This is a genomic window from Symmachiella macrocystis (assembly GCF_007860075.1).
Classification (GTDB): Bacteria; Planctomycetota; Planctomycetia; order Planctomycetales; family Planctomycetaceae; genus Symmachiella; species Symmachiella macrocystis.
This window is the reverse complement of the sequence record NZ_SJPP01000001.1, coordinates 1,964,310-1,987,280: the sequence shown is the minus strand read 5'-3', so window position 1 is coordinate 1,987,280 and position 22,971 is coordinate 1,964,310. Positions and strand designations below refer to the sequence as shown.

General features: G+C 55.6%; 17 protein-coding genes. 14 read left to right on the top strand and 3 right to left on the bottom strand.

Annotated elements, in window-relative coordinates:
* Positions 1 to 131 precede the first annotated feature (131 nt).
* The 9 genes from CA54_RS07675 to CA54_RS07635 all read left to right on the top strand — a co-directional run bounded on the left by CA54_RS07675 (position 132) and on the right by CA54_RS07635 (position 9,691).
* Positions 132 to 1,103 (top strand): M28 family peptidase, encoded by a 972-nt coding sequence (locus CA54_RS07675; RefSeq protein ID WP_146370219.1) that lies wholly within the window; start codon positions 132 to 134, stop codon positions 1,101 to 1,103.
* Between the two features lie 90 nt (positions 1,104 to 1,193).
* Positions 1,194 to 1,421: a hypothetical protein gene (locus CA54_RS07670; protein WP_146370218.1), complete on the top strand. Its 228-nt coding sequence runs from the start codon at positions 1,194 to 1,196 to the stop codon at positions 1,419 to 1,421.
* A 259-nt stretch (positions 1,422 to 1,680) separates the two neighbouring features.
* On the top strand, positions 1,681 to 1,968 hold the full coding sequence (locus CA54_RS07665) for a co-chaperone GroES (protein ID WP_146370217.1): 288 nt from the start codon (positions 1,681 to 1,683) through the stop codon (positions 1,966 to 1,968).
* 62 nt (positions 1,969 to 2,030) lie between these two features.
* Positions 2,031 to 3,185 carry a prenyltransferase/squalene oxidase repeat-containing protein gene (locus CA54_RS07660; protein ID WP_231962997.1) on the top strand — a complete coding sequence of 385 codons (1,155 nt, stop codon included), beginning with the start codon at positions 2,031 to 2,033 and terminating at the stop codon, positions 3,183 to 3,185.
* Between the two features lie 31 nt (positions 3,186 to 3,216).
* Entirely contained in the window at positions 3,217 to 4,401 is a 1,185-nt protein-coding gene (locus CA54_RS07655; RefSeq protein ID WP_146370215.1) for a mandelate racemase/muconate lactonizing enzyme family protein, read from the top strand.
* Between the two features lie 131 nt (positions 4,402 to 4,532).
* The gene (locus CA54_RS07650; RefSeq protein WP_146370214.1) at positions 4,533 to 5,447 is read left to right on the top strand and encodes a diacylglycerol/lipid kinase family protein; all 915 of its coding nucleotides are present in this window, start codon (positions 4,533 to 4,535) and stop codon (positions 5,445 to 5,447) included.
* Positions 5,448 to 5,476: 29 nt separating this feature from the next.
* A complete protein-coding gene (gene kdsA / locus CA54_RS07645) occupies positions 5,477 to 6,325 on the top strand; it encodes a 3-deoxy-8-phosphooctulonate synthase (RefSeq protein WP_146370213.1) in 849 nt (282 codons plus the stop codon).
* 112 nt (positions 6,326 to 6,437) lie between these two features.
* Positions 6,438 to 8,204, top strand: a complete 1,767-nt coding sequence (locus CA54_RS07640; protein WP_146370212.1) for a tetratricopeptide repeat protein — start codon at positions 6,438 to 6,440, stop codon at positions 8,202 to 8,204.
* An 86-nt stretch (positions 8,205 to 8,290) separates the two neighbouring features.
* Positions 8,291 to 9,691, top strand: a complete 1,401-nt coding sequence (locus CA54_RS07635) for an arylsulfatase (RefSeq protein ID WP_146370211.1) — start codon at positions 8,291 to 8,293, stop codon at positions 9,689 to 9,691.
* Positions 9,692 to 9,925: 234 nt separating this feature from the next.
* On the opposite strand, the gene CA54_RS07630 is transcribed toward CA54_RS07635, so the two are convergent.
* Positions 9,926 to 10,909: a polysaccharide deacetylase family protein gene (locus tag CA54_RS07630; RefSeq protein ID WP_197532276.1), complete on the bottom strand. Its 984-nt coding sequence runs from the start codon at positions 10,907 to 10,909 to the stop codon at positions 9,926 to 9,928.
* A 214-nt stretch (positions 10,910 to 11,123) separates the two neighbouring features.
* Complete coding sequence (locus tag CA54_RS07625; protein WP_146370209.1) at positions 11,124 to 11,996, bottom strand: sulfotransferase family protein; 873 nt, start codon at positions 11,994 to 11,996, stop codon at positions 11,124 to 11,126.
* 373 nt (positions 11,997 to 12,369) lie between these two features.
* Between CA54_RS07625 and CA54_RS07620 the strand changes: the two genes are divergently transcribed.
* The 3 genes from CA54_RS07620 (at position 12,370) to CA54_RS07610 (ending at position 17,386) form a co-directional block, all read left to right on the top strand.
* Positions 12,370 to 12,777 (top strand): hypothetical protein, encoded by a 408-nt coding sequence (locus CA54_RS07620; RefSeq protein WP_146370208.1) that lies wholly within the window; start codon positions 12,370 to 12,372, stop codon positions 12,775 to 12,777.
* A 469-nt stretch (positions 12,778 to 13,246) separates the two neighbouring features.
* Positions 13,247 to 13,666: a 6-pyruvoyl trahydropterin synthase family protein gene (locus CA54_RS07615; RefSeq protein ID WP_146370207.1), complete on the top strand. Its 420-nt coding sequence runs from the start codon at positions 13,247 to 13,249 to the stop codon at positions 13,664 to 13,666.
* A 642-nt stretch (positions 13,667 to 14,308) separates the two neighbouring features.
* Positions 14,309 to 17,386, top strand: a complete 3,078-nt coding sequence (locus tag CA54_RS07610; protein ID WP_146370206.1) for a sigma 54-interacting transcriptional regulator — start codon at positions 14,309 to 14,311, stop codon at positions 17,384 to 17,386.
* Between the two features lie 82 nt (positions 17,387 to 17,468).
* On the opposite strand, the gene CA54_RS07605 is transcribed toward CA54_RS07610, so the two are convergent.
* Positions 17,469 to 20,219, bottom strand: coding sequence for an efflux RND transporter permease subunit (locus CA54_RS07605; RefSeq protein WP_146370205.1), 2,751 nt, complete (start codon positions 20,217 to 20,219; stop codon positions 17,469 to 17,471).
* A 476-nt stretch (positions 20,220 to 20,695) separates the two neighbouring features.
* Here CA54_RS07605 and CA54_RS07600 point away from each other — a divergent pair, with 476 nt between their 5' ends.
* On the top strand, positions 20,696 to 21,769 hold the full coding sequence (locus CA54_RS07600; RefSeq protein WP_197532275.1) for a Gfo/Idh/MocA family protein: 1,074 nt from the start codon (positions 20,696 to 20,698) through the stop codon (positions 21,767 to 21,769).
* 238 nt (positions 21,770 to 22,007) lie between these two features.
* Positions 22,008 to 22,970, top strand: a complete 963-nt coding sequence (locus CA54_RS07595; protein WP_146370203.1) for a lysophospholipid acyltransferase family protein — start codon at positions 22,008 to 22,010, stop codon at positions 22,968 to 22,970.
* Position 22,971 lies beyond the last annotated feature (1 nt).

The following is a 22,971-nucleotide window of genomic DNA, read 5'->3' as shown; positions in this document are numbered from 1 at the left end:
TCGCGTACAATGATCGTGTCCTGACCGGTCAGAGCGGCATTGGATTGACCTTGCTTGCCGTTGGGCGAAAGGGACTCTACATTTGATAAATGCGCCGCCGTTACCCATTTTACCAGGAGCCGTTGGTACTCATGAATTGTGCTCATTGGAATTGCCGAGCAACCAGGATTGTAGCCGTTATTATTGCGGCGATCCTGGTCGGGACATTCTGCGCTCCAGTCCGAGCGGCAGAGGGGGCGCATCCGGATGCCAAACGGGCCTTTGGGTATCTCGCGCAAATCTGCCGCATCGGTCCACGGATCAGCGGCTCGCGGGGCATGATGCGGCAACAGCAGTTGATTGGCAAACACTTTGCCGCATTCGATTGCGAGGTGAAGTATCAGCCGTTTGATGTCCGGCATCCGCTGACCGGCAATCCCGTGCGGATGAATAACATCATCATCTCCTGGAATCCGCAGGTCAAAGAACGCGTGCTCTTGGGGTGTCATTACGATACCCGCCCGCTGCCGGATCGTGATCGTGATGCCAATCAACGTCAGCAAGGAGTGTTTTTGGGTGCAAACGATGGCGCCAGTGGAGTGGCGTTGTTCATGGAATTAGCACATCACATGAAAAATCTCCCCGCGACATGCGGTGTCGATTTCGTGATTTTCGACGGCGAGGAATTGGTCTACGGAAATCGCGGTGAATACTTTCTGGGATCGACGTACTTCGCCGAAAACTATCGCGACCATCCCGTCGAAGAGCGTTATACCGCAGGAGTTTTGGTCGACATGGTGGCCGATCGGAATCTGCGTATTTATGTCGAGAAGAATAGCCTCAAATATGCCCCAAACGTGACAAAAAGCATCTGGAAGTCAGCGGAGCAGGTGGGAGTCGACGAATTTGTGCCCCGTGCCAAACACGAGGTTCGCGACGATCATCTCCCGCTGAACGAAATCGCCAAAATCCCGACGTGCGACATCATCGACTTCGATTACCCATATTGGCATACCACGCGGGACGTTCCCAACTCCTGCTCCGGTAAGAGCCTGGCGAAGGTTGCCAAAGTCTTGTTACATTGGCTACGGACCTATCCGGTTGCCCAACCGCCGGCCAAATAACGCTCATAATACAAATGCGGGTCCCGCAGGCACTATCGCGATCATTCGGCGTCGCATCCAAATTCTCAAACGTAACGACCAATAACAACGATGCCCCCGAACGACCAGATTTTTATGGGAACGGCGATCGTGTTGAGTTGCGCTGCCGGCTTATATCACCACCGCTGGTTCTTGGAGCAGACTCCCAAAGGGCAACGCTTGATCCGTCGTTTTGGCGAGACAGGGGGAGCCTGGGTGTTGCGGGGACTGTTGATTTTTGGCATCGTCCTGGGAGGATTGTTGGCGGTGGGAGTGATTCATCCTGTCCAGTGGGATTAGAAACACCTGGAATTCGTCGATTGGGACGTGATTCGCAACAGTTTTCATGATATGCGGTTGCGGCGATTCCCGGCGTGCCGGTTGGGTTGGGCTGACGGTATTCTGCTGACTCAACTCAGGTAGGGGCTAGCCTTGAGACGTATGGACCATTACAGTTAAACATATACACGTGGCTCGGAATCAACGACTGGAATCGACGCAGAGCCGAGTTACTCATGGCCGCGAACTTTAAAGAGTTCGTTCGAGGAGAAATATTCGTATGAAGGTTGTTCCCTTGGGAGACAAGGTGGTTGTCAAACGGTTGGATGCCGAAGCAATCACCAGCGGTGGTATCGTTTTGCCGGACAGTGCGCAACAGAAACCGGCGGAGGGCCGCATTCTCAGTGTGGGAGACGGAGTTCTATTGAAAAATGGGAGCCGCGCCGACCCGCAGGTCAGCGAAGGAGACCGTGTGATGTTTTCCAGCTATGCCGGTACGGAGGTTTCCGTCGACGGGCAAGAGCTATTGATCATGAATGAATCAGACATCCTGGCCGTGATTTCCTAATCGCGTTCAAGGGGATGTGATTTTCGCTATCAAGTCGCTCAGTCAAGAAAATGAGGCCGATTGTGAAGCTCAACACATACGTTTCAGCCGTTTTGGTCGCCTGCGCTGTTTTGTTGGTACCATTTGTCACGATGGCAACCGCCGTCGCCGCCGAGGAGGGTCCTGCTGCCAAAATGGTCGGCCCCCAACTCGACGCACTGAAAAAATCACGCGCACAGGCCGCGGAATTCCTCCGCGCCAGTCAGGCAAATGATGGCAGTTGGACCTCGCCGATGGCAACAGGCATTACTGCAATGGTCACAACGTCGCTATTACGCAGCGACGTGCCGGCCGATGATCCGATGGTCGCCAAAGCACTGAAAAATTTGGAAGGTTTCATTCAAAAGGATGGCGGAATCTATTTCGATCAGTCGAACCACCGCAATTATGAAACCAGCATCTGCGTATTAGCATTTGATGCAGCCAATGCCGATGGACGCTATGACAAGACGTTGGCCGGAGCCGCAAAATTCCTCCGCGGTCTGCAATGGGACGAAGACGAAGGCTTAACGAAATCGGACGATGGCTTTGGTGGCGCCGGTTACGGCAGCCACGAACGGCCGGACCTATCGAACACGCAGTTTTTTATGGAAGCATTAAAAACCACTGGCGCCGGCGAAGATGATCCCAACATCCAAAAAGCGTTGCTGTTTGTTTCGCGGTGCCAGAATCTGGAGTCGCAATACAACACAACGAAGTTTGCATCGAAGGTCAATGACGGCGGTTTTTATTACACAATTGCCGCCGGTGGCAGTTCGCAAGCGGGCGTCGATCCCAACGGGGGACTGCGTTCTTACGGCAGCATGACCTACGCCGGGCTCAAGAGCATGGTGTACGCCGGGTTGGATGCGGAAGACAAACGCGTCAAAGCCGCGCTGCAATGGATTACAGACCACTATACGGTCTCCGAAAACCCCGGCATGAAACAAATGGGCGTGTACTATTACTACCACACGTTCGCCAAGACGCTTGACGTTCTAGATCTGCAGATGCTGGAAGACAAAGATGGCGGCAAGCATGATTGGCGTAAGGAGTTGGCCGAGATATTGATGCAACGGCAACTCGAAAACGGGAGTTGGTTGAATTCCACGCCGCGGTGGTACGAAGGGGACCCGAATCTGGCGACCGCTTATTCGCTGTTGGCTTTAAGCTATTGCCAGCCTCAGCCGGTCAAGTAGGCGGTTGCAGAGCACGGGACCGATTTTCGTCATGCGCATTGTTGAATTGATCGCCCGTCACGTTCGCATTCCGCTGAAAAAGAAGATCGAACACGCCTCGCACGTTCGTAGCGAAAACGACACGCTCGTCGTCAGCTGCCGTCTCGATGACGGCAGTATCGGTTGGGGCGAAGGACTACCGCGCCCCTATGTCACCGGCGAAACGATCGAAACAGCCCTGAGCCAATTCTCGGAGACGGACTGGCGGTCGCAACTCGCGGATGATTTCGACAGCCTCGCCGACGTGGTTCCACTCTGCGAGCGGATGAAATTGGCCGGCAGCTCCGCCAGCGGGCAACGCGATTGCTTCGGGCATTCGGTCCGCTGCGCGGTCGAGTTGAGCATCCTCGACGCAGTCGGCCGCGCGACGGAGACTCCATTGTCGAAAGTTACTGCGCTGGTTCCCGAAGCGATGCCGATCCGCGAAGCGCGCGACGAGGTCCGCTATAGCGGCGTGATCACCGCGATGGGGGGGATTAAAAAAACAATTCGGGCGGCCGCCATGCGCCTGTACGGTTTTCCCGACATCAAATTGAAAGTCGGCATGGACGGAGCCAACGACCCGGCTGCCGTCGCCTTGATGCGGCGCGTGTTTGGACCGGACCGCGATCTACGAATCGATGCCAACGAAGCCTGGACCTGTGAAAATCTAGAGGACAAACTACGACCGTTGTTGCCGTATGGTATTAGCAGTGTCGAGCAACCCGTCCCACACGCCGCCGTCGACGGTCTGGCTGAGATCCGCCCACGAATCGATGTGCCGATCATGTTGGACGAATCGCTGTGCGGTTTAGACGACGGACACCGCGCTATCGAACGGGGCACCTGCGATCTGTTCAACCTGCGCCTCTCCAAGTGTGGCGGTTATATCAACTCCATAAAATTGGCGGCGTTGGCCCACAACGCGGGGCTGGGGTATCAATTGGGATGCCAAGTGGGAGAAACCGGAATCCTCTCCGCTGCCGGAAGGCATTTTGCGGCTTCAATTGGCGGTATTCGTTGGGTCGAAGGGAGTTACGACCGCCACCTCGTCAAGGAACGGCTGACTGTCGAAGACCTGACTTTCAAAAGCGGGGGCCGCGCCCCGGCGCTCATCGGGGCAGGATTGGGCGTGAATATTGACCACGCGGCCGTAGAGCGCGTGACATTGCGCGAGGAACATCGTCCAATAGGGTGAATAGGAAATGACCCTGCCGACAAGTTCCAAAATCAGGCAGGCGATTCCTACGTTTTCCCATCACAACCCGGCATCGCTGGGTGGGAAAATATCGATTGCACAGTCCCTTCCCCCCCTAAACGAATCGTCTCATGCCACAAACACGCAAAACGGCCGCTGAGTGGGTGGCGATTCAGGCAAATCCCAAAGCGGGGTCCGGCGCCCAGCGCGAACAGGTCGGTCTGCTTGTTGACTCATTGCGCGAACAGGGGCTGCGGCCACTGCTGTTTAAAAACCGCGACCGCCTTAGCCGTGTTTTGACAAACCCGAAGCTAAAAAGCCGTTTGCGGTGCATCGTCGCGGCTGGCGGGGATGGGACGGTGGGCGACGTTCTGCATCGATATCCCGGGTGTCCGATCTCGATTTTACCGCTGGGCACCGAGAATTTGCTGGCCCGCTACCTGGGAATCCCTCGCTGCGGACGCTCCGTCGGGGAGATTATCGCCGCCGGTCATGTGCGCATTGTGGACTTGGCCAGCGTGGGCGAGCGGCGTTTTTCCTTGATGGCCAGCATCGGTTTCGACGCGGATGTGGTGCATCGGCTGGACGCAATTCGTACGGGGCACGTTCGGCGGGCAAGTTATCTCAAACCAATTTGGGATTCTTTACGTAGTTACCAATATCCCGATTTGCGAATCCGACTCGACGACGATCCGCAAACGTATACGGCGAAACTGGTAATGGTTGTTAACATCAATGCGTATGCCTTAGGAATCCAACCGGCTCAGTCGGCTCGTGACGACGATGGAAAGCTGGAGGTGCTATTTTTTGAGCGTGGCTCGACGTTCCAAATGTTGCGGTACTTTTATAAGGTAATGCGAGGTACACATGAGTCGTTGGCGGACATACGCACAGTGCGGGCAACGCGGATTCATGTGGAATCCGACGTCGCAGTTCCGGTACAAATCGACGGTGATCCAGCCGGAATGACCCCGGTGGATATTCGCGTCTTGCCTGCGGCAGCTCAATTCATGGCTCCCTCCGAGCATGACGAAAGTCACGACTAAAAATCATTGCTACGAAACAGGAACGACCCATGCCGGAGAATCCGGTTACTATCGGCAACTACACTTGCGGCGGAGACAATCCGTTGGTGTTCATCGCCGGTCCTTGCGTGATTGAGTCGGAAGAGTCAACCTTGGCGATCGCTGTCCGTTTAGCGGAAATCGCCGCGGAACTGAATATTCCGCTGATCTTCAAAGCGAGCTTTGACAAAGCCAACCGCACCAGTCTCGAAAGTTTTCGCGGGCCCGGTTTGGAGGAAGGCTTGGCGATCTTGTCCCGCATCGCCGCCACGACCGGACTGCCCGTCACGACCGACATTCATACGGCCCAACAAGCGGAGCCGGCTGCCGAAGTATGCGCGATTCTACAAATCCCCGCATTTTTGGCGCGCCAAACCGACTTAGTCGTCGCCGCGGCACAAGCCACTGCTCGCCACGGCGGCGTTGTGAATATCAAGAAACCCCAATTCGTAGCCCCCGAGGACATGCTCCACGCTGTTAAGAAATGTGAGGCGGCCGGCAATGGTCGTATTATGCTGACCGAGCGGGGAACGACGTTTGGCTATGGCCGGTTGGTGAACGACATGCGGTCGGTTCCGATTATGCAATCACTGGGAACGCCGGTGATTTATGATGCGACGCACAGCGTGCAATTACCGGGAGGAAGTACGACGGGTGGACAGCGGGAAATGGTTCCACCCCTGGCCCGCGCTGCTGTGGCCGCTGGCTGTGACGGTCTCTTTTTCGAAACACATCCCGATCCTGATCGAGCGCTCAGCGACGGACCGAACATGGTTCCTCTGAGCGAAGTCTCCCAATTTCTCGGCCCGCTATTGCGCATTCGTGAGGTCGTCACGGCCAATCCGCCGCTCAAATCTTAACCCCTCGATGTGGTGCGGGTTGTTCTTCATTGATCGTTGTCTCTTTATCTGTCATTCTCAATGTATGGTCACTTCAATGGTTGATTACGACGTCGTTTCCGGAGAAAAAACGGTGCACACTACCCGCCGCCCATTTCATGTTGTCGCACTGCTACTGGCCGGATTGTGTGTGCTTGGCTGCGGTGGTGGCAAGCAGGCTACGCCGGGATCGAATACGTCGGCAGCGACCGGTGACGGCGAAAACGAAGTCACCAATGAATTGTTGTTTAGCGCCGTTTCGCAATTAGACGTCGAGAGTTTAGGAATCAGCACCGATCCCGAGTCGGCCATCTCGTTGATCAATCAAGCCTTTGTGCTTTCCACGGAAGAAATGGGTGAAATCACTGAGGCCGCGAGCAATTCTTGGAGCGGATTGCTCACCGAAGCAGAACGAAACTTCGCCGCCGGTCAGGAATTCACCACGCGCGATGGCCTCCACATGTGGGATGCTTTGTTGTCGCGGGATCTGGCTTATGTTGCCTCCGGCAGTGGCGAGACGGAACTTGAGCAAGCGAATGCTCTGTTCAAATTTGTGGTCCGCAATTTGACGTTGGCGGATCGCCACCCCAGTGACTTGCCACTCACGCTACAAGAAATCTGGATGTCTGGTCATGCGACCGCCGCCGATCGCGCCTGGGCATTTGGTTCGTTGTTGAGGCAACTTGATATCGATAGCGTGGTGCTGACAACGGCGGATGGGGACGATGCGGCGACGCAACCGTTTCTCGTGGGCGTGTTGTTGGATGGCAAGGTGTATTTGTACGATCCGCGACTGGGACTGGCGATTCCAGCTGCCGATGGAAACGGTACCGCCACATTGAGGGAAGTGCTCGCCGAGCCTGAGTTGTTGTCCGCACTCTCTGTCAGCGAAGATCGTCCCTATCCCCTCACAGCGGAACAGCTCAAAACGGCACGCGTGATGTTGATCGGTGATTCCGCCTATTGGGCGTTACGGATGCGAGCATTAGAAAAGGCATTCATCGGTAACGATCGCGTCCGGTTGTACGACGGACTGCAGGATGATGCCGATCAGCCGGGGCTCATCAATCGTGTTGTTCAAGCCGGTGGGGATGTGTGGGATCGAGAGTCGGTCTCCGTGTGGGATTATCCCGAAAGCCAATTGGCCGGCCACGCATCGATGTCACTTTCTCAGCAGGACGCTCTACGGACTGTCAAAGATTCATGGAAAGCGGGTTGGCAGGAGGAAGGTGATGATTTCTCTCGCCAAGATGGGTTCACGTCCTCCAGTCAATTCGCTGCTCGGTTGCTGCAGCTGACGGGGGATTATGAGGCGGCGATCAAATTGTACGTCCAAATCGGCAAGACCAATCGCGACTTTCAAAAACTGCAAAGTGGTCAAGTGGTCCCCCAGCTGTTTCCGCAAGAATCCGCAGGAGTTGGTTTTGACGAAGGAGACCAGGCGGAAAAGATACGGAAATTGGAAAATACCAAAAGGTTCGCAGATTTCGAGAATCGGCCTGCGGCTGTAAAAGAGGCAACATTAAAGGGATTGGAGCAATACCACGCAACTAAAATTCGCCAATATCGGAGTGCCGCGAACGACGCTTCCTATTGGGTGGGGCTTTGCCAGTTCGAGTTGGATAAAATCCCCGCTTCGAAGAATACGTTTGAGCTGTATTTGAAGAGCTATCCTGCGGGGAGTTGGACCACCGCAAGCCGATACGGGATTGCCCTCGGACAGGCCGCCCAAGGAGACTACGCCGCCGCCGCCGAAACCCTGGCTGCCACACCGGAATCCGATCCGGCGTATGATGGCCATCAAGTCCAAAGCCGACTTTGGAAACAACGCGCAGAGGCCGCTATTGATTCCGAGAAATAGCCGTTAGGACCGTCGATAAGCACGCCAATTAAACCGCCAAGTTCATTTCACCAAACTGCCGCGCCGTTGGGCACGAGGACTCTGCTATGCTCCGTCGTTTATTTGTATTGGCCATCGCAATTGTCCCCTTGCTCTCCACAATCAGCATTGCAGCGGAGTCGTTGCCGAAGAAGCCGAACATTGTCTTCATCATGGCGGACGATCTTGGTTATGGCGAATTGAGTTGTTATGGGCAGCAAATTCTGCGGACGCCGAACATCGACCGTTTGGCCGCCGAAGGGTTGAAATTTACTGATGTCTATGCCGGCAGCACTGTCTGTGCTCCTTCACGCTGTGTGTTGATGACCGGCCTACATACGGGGCATTGCCGCGTCCGCGGAAATCAACGCGTGCCGTTGCTCCCCGACGATGTCACCGTCGCCGAAGTGCTCCGCGATGCGGGATACGTCACCGGCATGTTTGGCAAATGGGGTTTGGGCGAACCGGGAACCACAGGCCTGCCCACTCGTCAAGGATTTGAGCATTGGTTCGGCTATCTGAACCAAGGCAACGCACATAACTATTATCCCGAATACTTGTGGGACAACGAACAACAATTTCCTTTGGTCGGAAATGTCGCCGAGAAAGGTGTCGCCAGCAAAAAGGCGATTTATTCGCACGACATCGTCACGGATCGCGCACTGGGGTTCCTTGAAGGCGTCGGGGACAAACCGTTTTTTCTGTATGTCCCGTTCACATTGCCGCACGTGAACAACGAGTTACGGCGCGCGACCGGTGATGGCATGGAGGTCCCCAACTACGGTCCGTATGCGAATGAAGACTGGCCCAACCCTGAAAAAGGGCGGGCGATGATGATCCATATGCTGGATCGCGACGTGGGACGCATCATGGATAAAATTCGCAAACTCGGTCTCGATGAGAACACGCTCGTGTTTTTCACCAGCGACAACGGTGCACAACAGGAAGGTGGCTCGAAGCTCGAATTCTTCAATAGTTCCGGTCCGCTCCGCGGCTTCAAACGGGATCTTTACGAGGGCGGAATTCGCGTACCAATGATCGCCCGCTGGCCGGGAGTGATCGAAGCCGGGACTGTGAGTGATTTGCCCTGGGCGTTTTGGGATTTTCTGCCGACAGCCGCCGAACTAGCCGGCGCCGCTGCACCACAAGGGCTCGACGGCCTTTCCGTAGTGCCCACACTGGTCGGCGAAGATCGTGCCGGACATCCACAACAGCAGCACGGCGAGATGTATTGGGAGTTCCACGAACGGGGCAGCAAACAAGCGGTCCGCCGCGGCAAATACAAAGCCGTGCGACTATCACCCGAATTGCCGCTCGAATTGTATAACCTCGAAACGGATCTGGGCGAAACCAACAACATCGCCGACGCACATCCCGAATTGGTGGCAGAGCTCGAAGATTACCTCACCAGCGCACGCAGCGAATCGGAACACTGGCCACTCAGAAAACGCCAACGCCGCCGAAAATAGAATGAGTCGCAACGCACCCTAACTATCAAACTCCCTCTCCCTCTGGGAGAGGGCCGGGGTGAGGGGTTTAACATAACGAGCGATTCTCCGTACCACCCCAACGGCCATATCCCTTGTAGCACCGACGGTTCATCGGGGAAGGGCAACGGAATGGCAGATCCGTTTTCCCGATTTGTAAAACGGCCAGTCTGCAACGAAAGCTGCGTCGCGATGCTCACTGACACCCCTGGTGTGCTATGCAGCGGCGGGACGGATGGCGGGGATGGTGTCGGGGGCATTCAGAGCGTCGGGGTTCGCCTTTAGGTAGTCGATCAACTCCAGCGACGAGACGACTTGCGTGCCGGGCGTTTCGCTGACGACTTCCAACATGCCTTGGAAATTTGCGATCGCCTCTTCGTCCACACCCACCGCTTCGGTAGCCTCGAGCCACGTGGCGTCGAATTTCAGGAAGGACCAGGAATGCAGGAAGATCGTTGTGCACAACACACCCGCCGCCATCGCTTCCTGTAGGTGCCAACGAAACGTTTCCGGTGTTCGCCAATTGACGTCTAACTTTCGCGGCGTTCCTTTGACGTCGTGATACACCGAGACTGGAACCTCGTAGACGCCGTCATATTTGCGGACCGCATTGTTGCAGTACGATGCATCGATCATGCACTGCTTGTGCCCCAGCAGCGATGAAAAATCGGCTTCGATCCCGATGTCCCGCATCGCACGAAACGACGCCGGCGAAACGCGATAACCGCCGGCGCGATAGGCGCGTGTCGGCTGGCCGGTGAACTCCGCCAAGTAGTCCGACGCCTCTCCCAACCAACTCCGCACCCCTTCGTCCGTCCAATAATAATCGAAGCGGTCTTGATAGTCGGGAATGTGCAACTCCGGATGCGAGTGCAGCGCGCAGTCGTGACCACGGCGCAAGACTTCCTGACAAACTTCCCGAATCGGCTCCTTGCCATAGGACCGTACTGTCAAAGTGTCCGTGAAAAAGATAGCGGGAAAACCAAACGCATCCGCCATGTCCATGATCATCGGAATGCCATATTCGCGGCCTTGATAACGCCCCCAAAACAACCGATCCACCGGCGCTTCGGGACTCCGTTCGCGACGCGCTTCGTTGTCGATAGTGATTACAACAAAGTGCGGGTGCTGCTTCTGCGTTCGATTGCCCGTCAGCAACGACGTAGCGGATTTCAGACGATTCAACAGTGGAGAAAACACGGCGTCACCGACCCTTTGTTTAGAAAAATAAAGTCTTAGCCACGGATTAACACGGATGGGACACGGATGACAACAAAAAGGAAAATAGGTGCTTGAATGGCATGAAACACAGCACTGTTCGCCAATAGATAGAATTTGGTTTTTGCCACAGGCTGCGGAGGACACGGTCTTTTTATTTCCGTGTTTCATCCGTGTGAATCCGTGGCTAAAAAACCTACCAATCGTTATCCGTCGCATAGCCCAGTTCGATCAACAAATCGCCTGCTTTGTCTTTGAAAATTTGTTTGTCTTCGTCGGTCATGTCGCGCTGCCAGCGGGCCAGGGCTTTGTGGGAGATTGGTTCGACGGCGTCGGCGGAGACTGGCATGGCTGTGAAATCGCGGGTCGTGCTTTCCAGCTCGTGATAGCGCAATACGCGGTCGTCCCATTCTTCGCCGAGGAACTCCACGACCTTGCGCATGGTTTGTTCGGGCTGTTGCACTAGGTCTTCGTAGTGCACTTCGTAGTAACCTGCTTGGCCGCGGGCAGCGAGGCCTTTGCGGGTGTAGTTGACCCAAGAAGTAATGCAGTTTTCGATCGGTTTCCAGGTGTCGAGTTCGATCGTGCGGCCGTTTTCGTATTTGAATTTCGGGTGCGTCCGCAAGGAGCAAACCACGTCGCGACCGTCGCGGATAATGTGGATGAATCGCGCGTTGGGGAAGTGCTCGAAGATGTAGGGGATGTAATAAATGTTCGGCGGCGCTTTATCACCCCAAATCGGTTTGTCCTCTCGCTGCGCCAATCCGCGCATGAACCGTTCGATGAAGTGCGCTTGATCCTGCGAGGTCGCCAACAATTCGTCGACGTACTCCCGCGTGACGCCAAAGTTATTGACCAGCCGCTGCGGATCAGGCGTCTCTACAAAAATTCGCGAACCTTGGCCGACGGCAAATTTCGGATGGCTGTCGAGCATTACGCGAAACAGCGACGAGCCACTGCGGGAACAACAGCCAATCACAATTCCGGCATCCTGTGAGATATAGCTGCCGTATTGGTCGGTTTTGGGATCCAAACGGGTGGCCGGCGGCACGGCGGAGGTGGCGGGCATCGGTCACGCATCCTTGCGTTAGGAAGGGCATTATTCAATGAGATACCGGCGTATCTCAATTGGACTGGCGTTGTACGTCGGTCGGTGAATTGTGTCAAGATGAGGTCTTAGGAGGCGTGAGGCTTGAGGGGACAGGCGTGAGAAAAAAGGGAGTGGCCGGTGGCTAGTGGCCAGAACGAAGACCGCATGCCGACGGAATTGCCGGGCACAGCTGTGTCGTCCTCAAGCCTGTCCCCTCATTTCAAGTATCACCCATTCTACCGAGAATACCCCGGCAATCCCTATAGGCCCTCTTATGCGAATGCCGATAACCATGAACGTCACGGATTCGATTTTTGTACCAGCGTTCGGTTGCCGTCAGGGGAGAGCCGCCATGACAGGGAAGTTGCAAGCCGCAGTTGCGGCAGTGTTTATGATCACTTTGGGAGGCTGCCAAGCCGTTCCCAAAGCGGGTGATGTTGAAGACAAAGTGATCCGTGGCCAGGAGGAATCCTACTACGGTGAAACTCACGGTACGTATTATCAAGATAACTATAGCAACGTCGGTTCCGCCTGCGATGGCGACGGGTCCGATGTCAATTGTGGACTCTTGGGCGTCGCTAAAGGCTTTTGTTGTGAGTCTTGGGCGCTGTTCAACGTCATGTTTGCCTATCGTTGGGAAGGGGAATACCCCGACGGCCCGCTACATGGTTGGCGCGGTTCGTGGTGCGGCCCGTTCGGCGAAGGCAGTGCCGACACGACGCAATCCCCTTGCATCCCGCCAGGGGCCGGGGCCTATTAAACGATTGCCAACGTTGCGACATGATTATTGAAGCCAAAGATGGCTGGGGACGGTTTATTCCGCCCCAGCCATTTTTGGCATATCGGGCGGGTAATCACGGGGCCTTCTGTTGTACAGAGGCTGACGCGGCCTACGCGGAGTGACCCCCGAATGATTCTGCTTTCGGGGTGGGTAGCCGTCAGAGCGTATCACTCTGTTCCGCGATAATACCTAAAGACTTCTTGCCAACGTAATCGGTCGCGCGATTTTTCTTGGTGCTGCGCGAAAGCGAGCATTTATTCGCGTTTAGGACGACGAAGTCCACGCGGTTCATCGAGGAGCGGCATTTCCTCAAGCCAGTTCCCTCCAGCCACTCCCATCCGGTTTGCCCCACTGTTCCCCCAGGGGGCAATCGTCTAAAATGCCAACCTAAACCTCATGACACACACCGTCCCGCTGACCGGGCTATTTGCAGGAACTCGGAACCGATATGTATCGAATCACCCAACAAATCGATTTTTGTTATGGCCACCGTCTGCTGAATTATGCCGGCAAATGCCGTAACCTCCATGGCCATAATGGACGGGTGCAGATTTCCCTGGAGGCAGCCGAACTGGACAATCGAGGGATGTTGATCGACTTCACGGACATCAAAAAGTCCATCGCCACCTGGATCGATTCGGAGCTGGACCACCGCATGATACTGCATGAGGATGACCCGGCACTCTCCATGCTCCTGGAATTGAACGAACCGGTCTACGTGATTTCCTACAATCCGACAGCAGAGAATATCGCGCGGCTGATCTACGAATTCGCGAATTCCGAAAAACTACCGGTCCGAGAAGTCACCTTGTGGGAGACTCCCAAATCGTCAGCCACCTACGGCGAATGGTCGAGTCCTAGTCATTGAGCGAGGGGAGGCCTCTGGGATCCCTCGCACAAGCGATTGTCGCCAGGGGCGGATTGCGCGCACGGTGAGATTCCATCAGCGCATAAAGAAAGCCCCTGGAAAGCGGAAAGACAAAGGGCTTGGTTGAGTATTCTCAGGCGGTAGGCTAAATCGCGGTGTGGGTCGGTTGCGACTTAGGGGACCCTATTGCATACCAAGTTTTGTCTCTAATCCACGCTTTCACAAGGGGCTAGGCTGGGTATCGTGAGCAGAGGGCTTCTTGATTGGTTTGGTACAAGAGGCCATGCTGAAATATCTTGTTTAAACTTCCGTAACTGTGATTTCTAATATGCAACGTGCGTGCCAAACACCCGTTCGTCACCAGCATGACGTTTTGTTTTTGGCGAAATTGTTCAAAACCTCGCTGGAATTGCGATCTGGGCGCTGAAAACTCAAAGCCGGTTCATAGTTTGTATCTGCTTGTTTTCAATGGAGTTAGATCTCTTCGGTTCCATGTGTACGACTCCAGATTCAAGATACGTTTGAATTTGCCCCACCATTCGGGTAATAATAGTGTCATTGGTTCGGCGCTCGCTTCGGCGCCGATGTCCACGGGTGTTCGACACCTTTTTTCGGCGCTATTCGGCGCTCTGGATAGGTAAAATGGCGAGATATGACGGGCTGAAACCGGCGCGACGATGGCCTCTGGTCCTTGCCGGGATCGCCGTACTGGTCTACTCGATTATCGTCCTTGGTTTTGTCAGCCAAAGTCGCGATCTCGGGCTGCGCTGTCTGATGCCCAACGAAGAGGACTTGGTCGCAGCTGGTGTTCACCCCGAGAATGAGGTCGGTGTCCGCATCGACCGCGTCTTCGACGTGACCACCGATGGAGACCGTCCGCAAGAGGGGAGCCGATTATTGAGTATTGGTGGGCAACCCGTGCGGACCTTTACTGAGTTCACACAAGCAATCGCCAATTTACGTTCGACGCCAACCCCAGTGGGGTCGTTCGTGCCCCAGACCAGTGACTCCGAAGAGCACGCCGGGCCGATCGTCGAGAAACTACCCTCGCATGAACGCTGGATTGAAGTCGAGTTCTTCAAAGAGGATGGCGACCCCAGTGACCCGTATTCTCCATTTCTCCAAGAAAAACGATTGCCGCTTGGGGCGTTGAGTTTATCGCTGGTGTGGTTCACGTTGCACTTGGGAATCTTCGTTGTGGGGGCGATGGCGTATTGGAAACGTCCGTTCGATGCAGCGGCTCGAATGTTCTTTGCGATGTGCATCGTCACCGTCGTCGCATTTGTCGGTGGATATCACTGGTGGGTGATCGCCGCGCGGTTGTGGTTGAACATTCCCTTTGCCATCTGCGCCATGCTGGTGCCGGTGGTCACTCTGCACTTTTTCCTGGTCTTTCCGCACCGCAAACCCTGGTTTGCCCGCCATCCGCGGACAATTCTTGCATCGATCTACGCGCTGCCTCTCGCTGCGACGACCGGCATGGTGGCGCTGTTGTGTTATTCGGCTTGGCAACACGCCCATACCGACGCATACTCGTTAGGGGACTTGCTATACACGCTTTCCTACGTCCAAAAATCGATCTACGGATACTTGGCCGTCGCCACTGTCTTTTTTGTCGCCACGTTATACGCGCTGTACGACAGCTACCAAACGACTAAGAACACCGCCGAACACGATCAGGTGAAGTGGATCTTGTGGGCAGCAGCCGCATCGACGTTGCCCGTTGGCTATACGCTGCTGTTAGCCCTTAATGACCGGGTCGAATTCGCTGTGGGCCATGCGCGATTCCCGATGTTCATTGCCAGTTTGCTATTCATGATGGCCTATGCCGTGGGGATCATCCGCTACAAACTGATGCTGGTCGACCAGGTGTTCAGCCGCGGCACGTTGTACTTCGTGCTCAGCTTCGGTGTGTTGATTGTCTATAGTTTGGCAATCACCCTCAGCAGTCTGCTGGGCATGATGCAGGACATGCAGTTCTTGCATCAGGTGATTTCGGTCACACCGGTTGTGTTGGTGGCGGTCATTCTGCTGGGGTGGATTCGTGATCGTGTGCAGCAGACATTGGATCGCAGCTTTTATCGCGAAAAGTACCAACTCGACAAGGTCATGCAGGGGATGAATCAGGCAGTCGCCCACCTGGGGGATCATCTCGGCGACCCGGCGACACTGGGTCAGCAGATGTTGACCTCCTGCCAAGAGGTGCTGCACATCAACCAAGCCGCCATCTATTTGCGGTCGGGGCCGAACGAAGACTTCAACTTAATTGCCGTCCAAGGCGACATGTCGCCTCCCGCGCGGTTGGCAAACGATCCAGAACTCGCAATCCCGCTTTTAGAAAACGCGAGTTTGCAGCGAACATCGCTCGGCGGACGCGGCCCCCGGTCTAAGGTACAGACGATCCTGCGCGAATTGGATGTCGACCTGATTCATCGGCTGGAGATGGAAGGGGAATTGGCGGGGTTCGTGTTGCTGGGGCGGAAACGAGACGACAGCTCCTACACGGCTGAGGATCTGACCTTCCTCACCGCGTTGGGGCAGATCATGACTTTGCACAGCTCTAAGGTGCACGATGAAATAACGCGGTTGAACCAGGAACTCTCACTAAAAACGGAGCGGGTTGCCGAACAACAGCGGCAAATTTCGATTCTACAATCGGAAATTATGGGAAGCCGCGATCCGCAGAAGCTCACCATTCAAGGTGGCTTCCGCAACGAATTGATCCGCGGCAACAGCAAGGCCATCCGCGAATTGTTAGACACGGTTCAAAAGGTCTCGCACAGCGAATCGTCCGTACTCATTCGAGGTGAGAGCGGAACGGGCAAGGAGTTACTGGCCCAAACATTGCACATGAACAGCCCGCGGCACGAAGGGCCGATGGTGCGCGTGCATTGTGCGGCGCTCTCCCCCAGCCTGCTGGAAAGCGAACTGTTCGGCCACACCAAAGGGGCTTTTACCGGCGCACACCGGGACAAAGAAGGCCGCTTTGAAATGGCCAATGGCGGCACGTTGTTTCTGGATGAAATCGGCGACATCTCCTTGGAAACACAGGTCAAATTGTTGCGCGTGCTGCAGGAACGCTCCTTCGAGCCGGTGGGTGGGACGCGGACAATTCAGGTCGATGTACGGCTGGTGACGGCGACGCACCAGGACCTTGAAAGCCTGATCCTGCAAGGCCGTTTTCGCGAGGACCTGTATTATCGGTTGAACGTCATCAGCATGACGTTGCCGCCATTGCGTGATCGTGTCGACGACATTTTTGAATTGGCCCGACATTTCTTGGGCCGCGCTGCACAACGCATCGGTAAACCGATTTCGCACTTGGATGACGAAACGGTCGACATCCTCAAGCAGTATCCCTGGCCGGGGAATATCCGTGAGCTGGAAAATGTGATCGAACGTGCGGTTGTGCTGGCCGATGACGAGGTGATCACACCCGGCGATCTGCCGCGGGAAATCTTGTTCCCCAATCCATCACAATTGCAACTAGGCAGCCAAAGGCGGCACACCACCGGCGGACAAGAGCCGGTCGCGGGTGGGGAAACGGAGAAAGTCCCCGTCGCGGTGCCTGCCGCAGTGGGAGACAACGGCGCAAACGAAGAACAACAACTCCGCGATGCTTTGTCGCGTTGTGGAGGAAACAAAGCCCGCGCTGCACGACTGTTGGGGATGCCCCGCAGCACGTACTACAGCCGGCTAAAGAAGTACCGCATTACGTAACGCGAACGCTCAGTCTCCACAACCAGGTGGACGAACTGCCGCAGGCATCGGGTTCACCTCGGAGCAGGTTCGCATCGCCGACTTAATCGCGTTGCCGTGAAATGCTGGCGCGTGAGGGGCTGATGTGCGGCTTCAGCGAGACTGGGCTTGCTGCCGGTGGCGCTGGTTCGGCGCGAACGATTGTTGGCATCGACTTGCGCACTTGACGTTCGATGAACGTACCTAGCGGCCCGGCCAACAATGCGGGAAGCAATATCACATCGGCGACCAGCGCCATGCCGATCAGCGACGCCATTAGCCAGCCGAAGCGACTGATCAACAACAACTCCGCTGGGTACAACACAATCAGTCCCAAACTGGTGACAATGCTGGTTTGAAACATCGCCGGTCCACAATGCTCCAATGCTTGTGCGATGGATTGCTTGCGGGTGAGATTTTCAAAAATACCGGTGCGGAACCACGTCAGCAGGTGCACGGTTCCATCGACTGCGATCCCCAGTGCCACCGAAGCGGTGATCATGGTGCCAATGTCCACCGGAATGCGAAACCACGAAATCATGCCGAAGACCATACCGATGGGCAGCACATTCGGCAGCATGGCGAAAAATCCCGCCAGCGGATGCCGCAGCACGACCATCAACACGCAACCGATCATTGCAAACGCTAGCCCGAAACTGGTGATCAGGCTGTTTAGAACTTCTTGTTGGGTTTCTAAAAACAGCGGCACCATGCCGGTGACGACATGTCCCGCGGTTGGCTCCAGCCGTAATGCTTCGGCGCTGATCTGGTCCATCTGGGCCATCAAATCGCCGTAATCCACATCAGTGAGCACGGCGACCTGCGCCGTGATTTTCCACAGCTCATCCCCTGGTTCGCTAAAGTCGGTTTTCTCTTCAGCGACGACCAGTAAGGCTTGCGCTTGGTGGTTTTTGTCCTCTTTGACACGCGTCTCCATGGCCCGCGCGGCGGTTTGTTCCCGCAGGCGTGCTAATCGGGAGGCGTCCTCGGGTAATGGTTCGGGTGTTGGCAAAAAGTCCGCCAACGACATGGTTCCGCTGACATCCGACAATTGCGAGATTTTCGCCTGTAAGTCACGCACCAGTTTGGCGCGCTCAGCGAAGTTTGGTCCGCCCCGTTTCACGTCAGCAAATTTGGCAACGATTTGGACCGGCACCACCCCAGAGAGGTTATTTTCTAAAAACGCATAGTCCTGATAAACCCGCGATGTCTCCGGGAAATACTTGATCACCTTGGTTTCGGTGCGGAAGTAAGCCAAGCCAGAAGTTGTCGCCACGCATGCCACAAGAAAAACACAGGTCACGATTGTGCTATGTTCTGTGATCCAATTTGCCAAATTTCGCCAGTAAAGATGCTCGGTTTCTTCGACCTTGGGCTGTTTGGGCGGCCACAATTGCAGTAGCGAGGGTAGGGCATATAAAACCATGACCAGTGAAATGATCATGCCGGCCGCTGAGTACAAACCAAAATCACGCACGGGCGTAAGATGGCTGGTCGCCAGTGACAACAGCCCGATGACCGTTGTGAAGCTAGCGAGCATGCATGGCTTGCGGGCCATTTCGACGGCTTCCACGACAGCCGTTCGCATATCGCGCGCCGCCGCATGTTTCCAATAATTGCCGACATGAATGCTGCCCGAAATCGTCAGCATCAACAGTAAAGATGGCATCACAATCAACACCATATTCATGCTCCCCCCTGTTACGGGGACCAAGGCTACGGTGACGAGGGGCGTCAAATACGAAACGGCCAGGACCATCAGTCCCAAACGAAAGCTGCGCATCATATAAAACGTGAGCAACAGCCCAACTAAACCCGAGAGCAGCATCACCGAGCGATGGTGTAACATCCACATCGGAAAATTCGTGTTCCACGACGACTTGATCACCGCCTGGTTGAGTGCCGAAGCTGCCACGGCGCCGCCGGAAAGATGCAATGTGTCCGGGGCAATCCCGACCTCCTCAGCGGCGGCACGAATGCTACGGATGGCCTCTCCTTTGTCGGCCATCCCGGCTTCATTGATATAAATGACGACCGCCACCGGCGCGCCCGGGTAAAAGAACGCATCCTCTACGATCGGTTCTGTGGGTTGATCCCCGTCAGTATCCTCGAATCGAAGGTCGAGGATCGCATCCTGAAAGGCGATTGTTGCTGGTATACCGGGTTTCATGCCGGGCCAACTCACCCGTAGATCGTGCTCCGAAGCGAGCACTTCGTCCAGTTTTTCTTCGTCGGTGGCGTCTTCGTTGTCGGTGAGCAGCTTGTCCTGAATTTTGTCCAGGACTTCGACTTCTAAACCAAGCTTTGATTTCGACCACTCGGCGATTTTCGCGCGCGCCGCCTTTTCGCGGTGCTTGCCGGTTTCAGACAGGACCAGCCGCAGTTTGCCGGCGCTGATTAACACGCCCGAAAGTCGTTCCAGCGACTCATCGCGCGTCACATCGTTTTGTTCCATCCGGTCCAGCAATTCCAGTGGTGTGCGGACCTTTGAAATGAACGGCAGCCCGCCTCGTCGGCGTCCGTTGGAGTCGGCCTTACCTTGCAGTTTCTCGGCGAATTCTTCCAGCCGGGGATCGCCAATCTGGCTGTCATCCCAGGACGCCAAGACCGCGTCTTCGTGCGGGAACTGCTTCTCCAGCCAGCGGAACTTGCGGGCCTGCAGATTGTTTGGCTCCAGCCAATCACCGACGTTGTTTTCCAGTTCGACGTCGCGGAGACCCAGTACAGCGATGGGAGCAATAAATGCCATGCCCACCACGACCCACAGGGCCAGCCCTAACCCGCCGGGACCACGCCTCTCGAAAAAATGCCTCATACGGTAACTTTCGCGGCGGGGAAATCGACGGCCCGCCGAGGGAATTCTTAGGGGTTATTCTTCAAAGTTCGAGGGGTTTGCACCTCTCGAACGCACATGAACGATCGGTCTCAATGCGAATGTTGCGCCACGCATTAGGTGGAGAAATGAGTACCAAAGCGACCGACGATTGCCACAATGATCGGACATTCTAGCACTTTCTGCAATTTTCGGGAAAGGCCGGGTTGCTAATACTACGGCAAGTTCTGCAGCAACGCCCACTCGAACTGACGAAAAGGAGGTTCGGGGAAAATGGGAGGATTACGTGCTGCGCCGCCCCTGTCTGATCCAGCATCAACCGCCAATATCTCGCGGTAACGATTGAGGTTTCCCAGCGGGCGCGGTAAGAAATATCTCAAAACCGAAACACAATTAGCGACTCTTGTAAAGTTTCCGGCGCACATGGCCGGACATTCCTCGGAAAGGACGGCTCCCTGATGCCCATCGGCTTTGGACTCGTAGGGTGCGGCATGATTGCCTCGTTTCATGCCCGTGCAATTGAAGATTTACGTGGCGCCAAAATAGTGGCGCTGTTCGATTCGTTCCCAGCTTCGGCGGAGCGGTTGGCCAAATCGATTCCCGGCGTCGCCGTGTACAGCGATTATGGCGAATTCCTGAAGCATCCCGGTTTAGACATCGTCAACGTTTGCACCCCCAGTGGGGCCCACATGGAGGTTGCCGTCAAAGCGGCCAACGCCAAAAAGCACGTTGTCGTCGAAAAACCGCTGGAAATCACGCTCAAACGCTGTGACAAAATCATCGAGGCCTGCAAGAAAAACAAGGTCAAACTGGCCACGATCCTGCCCTCACGATTTAGTGGGGCGAATATGGCGCTCAAAAAAGCGATCGATAGCGGTCGGTTTGGCAAATTGACGTTGGGAGACACCTACGTCAAATGGTGGCGTAGCCAAGAGTACTACGACAGTGGCGGATGGCGGGGGACTTGGGCACTCGATGGCGGGGGGGCCTATATGAATCAGGCGATTCACAATGTGGATTTGCTGTACTGGCTCATGGGAGACGTCGCGGAGGTCTCGGGAATCACCGACCGGTTGGCGCACGAGCGGATCGAAGTCGAGGATACGGGTGTCGCGACGGTCCGCTTCAAAAACGGCGCATTGGGTGTTTTGGAAGCGACGACGAGCGCCTATCCCGGTTTGCTGAAAAAGACGGAAATCCACGGCACGACCGGCACGGCGATCGTAGAGCAAGATGACATTTTGCTCTGGGATTTCGCGAAATCGACCAAGAAAGACGACACGATTCGCGAAACATTCGCCAAGAAAGCAGGCAGTACCGGGGGCGCCAGCGACCCGTCGGCGATTTCCTATGCCGGCCATTTGGCGCAATTGAAAGACTTCATCAAGGCGATCAAAACCAACAGCACCCCCGTGATTGATGGTCGCGAAGGCCGTAAAAGCGTGGAAATTATTCTGGCGATCTACAAATCCTCGCACACCGGTCGCCGCGTGCAATTGCCGCTGAAAAGCGACCCCCGCCTCCCGCGCTGATGTTACAGAAAGTGCGTCATTGATCGTTGGTGCCCCCCGGCAAAGCCGGGGGCTGAGAGAAAAATTTTCACATGCAACCATCCATCAGCCCCCGGCTTTGCCGGGGGGTAACGCACATATTGTTTTCACCCTACCACCGCCACATGCATCGATCAACATCCGGCCGGGGTTGACGCAAATTGCCGCAACGGCGACACTTCCGCTGCATACGACAGCAGTAGTCAAGGAGTGACGCACGATGCAGCGGCGATGGCGATACGTGGCGGAGTACGCGGTTTTTCGCACCTTTGTGGGCATGGTCGATGCCATGCCCGCGCGGGCCGCGGCGCGCGTGGCGGAAATGGCCAGCAATGCCTTCTTCCGCTTTTTGCCGCGCAAGCTGACCCGCTATCAGGTGGCGCGGGAGAATCTTCAAAATGCCTTCGGCGAGGAGATTAACGACGCGCAGGCCGACGACATCATCCGCCGAATGTGGGCGCATCTGTTTCGCATGGTTGTGGAGATGATTCAACTCCGCCGCAAGCTCCGCGTGGAGAACTGCAAACAGGTGCTGCGGTTTCATCAAAAAGAAGAGGTCGTGCAAGCGCTCTACAGCGACCGTCCGGTACTATTCTTGAGCGGGCATTTTGGCAACTGGGAAATCGGCATCAGTTGTTTTGGTGTGTTCGGTTTTGAAATGAACATCGTCGCCCGCGATCTGGATAACCCATATCTCGACAAATGGTTTCGCAAGTTCCGCGAACAGACCGGCCATCACACGATCTCCAAAAAAGGGGGATTCGATAAGATGGCCGTCGAACTGGCCGCCGGCGGCACGATTGCGCTGTTGGGTGATCAGGATGCGGGACGTCGCGGCGTCTTTGTCGATTTCTTCGGCCGCCCCGCCTCGACCCACCGCGCAATTGCTCTGATGGCGCTACAATACGATGCGCTGATTTGTGTGGGCTATTCGCGCCGCTTGGAAGACCGCTTCGGCGACGGATTGCCGTTGCACTATGAAGTGGGCTGCGAAGAGGTGATCGACCCGCGCACCATCGACGCTGAGGATGAGGTGGCTGAAATCACCCGCCGCTACAGCGCCGCCTTGGAACGGGCAATTCGTAAATCGCCTGAACAATACTTCTGGGTCCATCGTCGCTGGAAAAGCATTCCCGGGCAGAAACGAAAACGCAAACAACAACCGCTGAAAAAAGCGGGTTGAT

What these genes read in the sequence shown, in the direction of transcription:
- CA54_RS07665 (WP_146370217.1), top strand. Translation starts at nt 1,681, where the DNA reads ATGAAGGTTGTTCCCTTGGGAGACAAGGTGGTTGTCAAACGGTTGGAT.
- CA54_RS07635 (WP_146370211.1), top strand. Translation starts at nt 8,291, where the DNA reads ATGCTCCGTCGTTTATTTGTATTGGCCATCGCAATTGTCCCCTTGCTC.
- CA54_RS07670 (WP_146370218.1), top strand. Translation starts at nt 1,194, where the DNA reads ATGCCCCCGAACGACCAGATTTTTATGGGAACGGCGATCGTGTTGAGT.
- CA54_RS07605 (WP_146370205.1), bottom strand. Translation starts at nt 20,219, where the DNA reads ATGAGGCATTTTTTCGAGAGGCGTGGTCCCGGCGGGTTAGGGCTGGCC.
- CA54_RS07675 (WP_146370219.1), top strand. Translation starts at nt 132, where the DNA reads ATGAATTGTGCTCATTGGAATTGCCGAGCAACCAGGATTGTAGCCGTT.
- CA54_RS07600 (WP_197532275.1), top strand. Translation starts at nt 20,696, where the DNA reads ATGCCCATCGGCTTTGGACTCGTAGGGTGCGGCATGATTGCCTCGTTT.
- CA54_RS07620 (WP_146370208.1), top strand. Translation starts at nt 12,370, where the DNA reads ATGACAGGGAAGTTGCAAGCCGCAGTTGCGGCAGTGTTTATGATCACT.
- CA54_RS07610 (WP_146370206.1), top strand. Translation starts at nt 14,309, where the DNA reads ATGGCGAGATATGACGGGCTGAAACCGGCGCGACGATGGCCTCTGGTC.
- kdsA (WP_146370213.1), top strand. Translation starts at nt 5,477, where the DNA reads ATGCCGGAGAATCCGGTTACTATCGGCAACTACACTTGCGGCGGAGAC.
- CA54_RS07655 (WP_146370215.1), top strand. Translation starts at nt 3,217, where the DNA reads ATGCGCATTGTTGAATTGATCGCCCGTCACGTTCGCATTCCGCTGAAA.
- CA54_RS07625 (WP_146370209.1), bottom strand. Translation starts at nt 11,996, where the DNA reads ATGCCCGCCACCTCCGCCGTGCCGCCGGCCACCCGTTTGGATCCCAAA.
- CA54_RS07595 (WP_146370203.1), top strand. Translation starts at nt 22,008, where the DNA reads ATGCAGCGGCGATGGCGATACGTGGCGGAGTACGCGGTTTTTCGCACC.
- CA54_RS07650 (WP_146370214.1), top strand. Translation starts at nt 4,533, where the DNA reads ATGCCACAAACACGCAAAACGGCCGCTGAGTGGGTGGCGATTCAGGCA.
- CA54_RS07615 (WP_146370207.1), top strand. Translation starts at nt 13,247, where the DNA reads ATGTATCGAATCACCCAACAAATCGATTTTTGTTATGGCCACCGTCTG.